The following is a 1,702-nucleotide window of genomic DNA, read 5'->3' as shown; positions in this document are numbered from 1 at the left end:
CCCTTGCCCACGCCGGGCGCGGATGAAGGCGTCGCGGTCTCCTCGCCCGCGCTGCTGCCGTCCGATATCGCGCGGCTGGTCCAGGCGGAGATCGAGCCGCCCGAGGAGCTGCCCCCCGCCGCGCGCCGCTCGCTCGATCTGGTCGGAACCGCGCCGGTCTACGGGCTCGACGCGTTCGGCGACGCCGACGGACGCTACCTCGTCACGCTGATGCGCCGCCTGCAGGCCCCGGTCGCCTCGCGCTGGGTCGAGATCATGCTCCGCCGCGCCTTGCTCTCGGCCTCGCCCGTGCCGCGCGGGGTCCGCCCGGCCGACTGGGTCGCGGATCGCGCCGCTTTGCTGCTGCGCCTGGGCGAGGCGGATGCCGCGCGCATGCTGGTGCAGGGCGTCGATGTCGACAATTTCACACCGCGCCTGCGTCGGGTGGCGATCGCCAGCACACTCGCCAATGCCGACCCGGCCGGCCTCTGTCCCTTGTCGGACGGCGCCGAGCAGGTCGGCGGCCACCCCGCCTGGCCGATGATCCGCGAAAGGGGCGCTACGCGGGCGGGCGACGTCGCCACGGCCACCGCGACGATCGGCCGCGCGCCCGCCAACGATCCGATCGATCATGCGCTCGCTGAAAAGCTGGTCGTGGCGGGCGGCGGCGGGCGGCGGCAGGTCGCGATCGATTGGGTCGCGGTCGATGCGCTCACCGACTGGCGCTTCGGGCTGGCGAGCGCGCTTGGCGTGATCATCCCCGATACCCTGCTTGCCGCCGCGCCCGCCTGGTATCAGGCGTGGCTCGCCCGCGCGCCGATGCTGGCGCCCGCCGCGCGCATCGCGCCGGCCCGCGTCGCCGCCGCGCTCGGGCCGGTTTCCAGCGCGAACCTGGTCGATCTGTACGGACAGGTGATGGAGGAAAGCGGGGAGATCGACGCTGGCAGCCCTGCGGGCCTGCTCCGCGCCGCCTATCGCGGGGACGACGACGACGCCCGGCTCGCGGCGATGCACGGCCTGTGGGACGCCGCCGCCAACGGCCAGGGCGGCGAGCGCGATCGCTACGCCGCCTCGATCCTCACCGCGCGTGCCGCGCTCGGCATCACGCCCAGCGCGGATCAGTCGGACGATGTGGCGCCGCTCGTCGCCTCGATGCTCGCCGCCGGGCTGGACGTTCAGGCGCAGCGCTGGGCTTCGGTGGCGGAGTCCGCCGGCGGCACGCAGGGCGACCGCGCCTGGGCGATGCTCGCGGTGGGCGCGACCCGGCCGCTCGTCCCGCTCACGGCCGCGCGCGTCCGCGACTTCGCCGAGCGTGCGGGTGAGGGCGGCGCGCATCGCGTCGGCCTGCTCACGGCGGCGCTGGCGGGGCTCGGCCGGCTCCCCGATGACGAGGCGCGGGCTATCGCCGCCGACGCGGGCTTCACGCTCGGGGCGACCAGCCCCTATGCGGCCGCGCTGCGCCGCGCGGTCCAGGCGCGCGAGCGCGGTACGGTCGCCCTGCTCGTCGCGATGGGCATGCAGTCCCCGGCGTGGGGCGGGGTGCCGCCGGGTGATTTCTATCAGATGATCGCCGCGCTCCACGCGCTCGGCATGAATGGCGAGGCGCGGATGATCGCGGCGGAGGCGATGGCGCGGACATGAGCGCCGCGCCCCCGGGCGACGACGCCGCGCTGATCGCGCGCTTCCTCGAAATGATGGCGGCGGAGGCGGGGGCGGCGCGCAA

Annotated in this window: 1 protein-coding gene; it reads left to right on the top strand. The window is 75.6% G+C overall.

Translation table 11 applies throughout. The features are described from left to right. Positions 1 to 1,620: hypothetical protein (locus ACOJSF_RS11015; RefSeq protein ID WP_420142246.1), on the top strand; the 1,620-nt coding region annotated here is incomplete at its 5' end. Positions 1,621 to 1,702 lie beyond the last annotated feature (82 nt).

The organism is Sphingomonas sp., from assembly GCF_048594985.1.
Classification (GTDB): domain Bacteria; phylum Pseudomonadota; class Alphaproteobacteria; order Sphingomonadales; family Sphingomonadaceae; genus Sphingomonas_I.
The sequence above is the reverse complement of the archived record's forward strand: the minus strand, read 5'-3'. Positions and strand labels throughout refer to the sequence as shown.